This is a genomic window from Bacillus sp. 17RED48, assembly GCF_019837545.1.
Classification (GTDB): domain Bacteria; phylum Bacillota; class Bacilli; order Bacillales; family Bacillaceae_G; genus Bacillus_A; species Bacillus_A wiedmannii.
This window is the reverse complement of the sequence record NZ_JADAXG010000066.1, coordinates 1-267: the sequence shown is the minus strand read 5'-3', so window position 1 is coordinate 267 and position 267 is coordinate 1. Positions and strand designations below refer to the sequence as shown.

Genomic DNA, 267 nt, shown 5'->3' with positions numbered 1-267 from the left:
AAAACATTTGAAACAAACAAATGATTCCTGGAGAGTAGATGAAACATACATCAAAATCAAAGGCGAAAAAATGTACTTATATCGTGCGATTGATTTCGAAGGAAACACAATTGATTTTTATTTGAGTAGTAAACGAGATGCCAAAGCTGCCAAGCGATTTCTAAAGAAAGCCCTGGCTTCTTGTCATGCCATAGGACCTCGTTCTATAACTGCTGATGGAGATAAAGCCTATCCTGTTGCGATAAGAGAACTAAAAGACGAACAGTA

At 37.1% G+C, this 267-nt stretch carries 1 protein-coding gene; it reads left to right on the top strand.

Going from position 1 to position 267, the window contains the following annotated elements; translation table 11 throughout:
* Window positions 1–267: DDE-type integrase/transposase/recombinase (locus ILT06_RS32330; RefSeq protein ID WP_222656004.1), on the top strand; the 267-nt coding region annotated here is incomplete at both ends.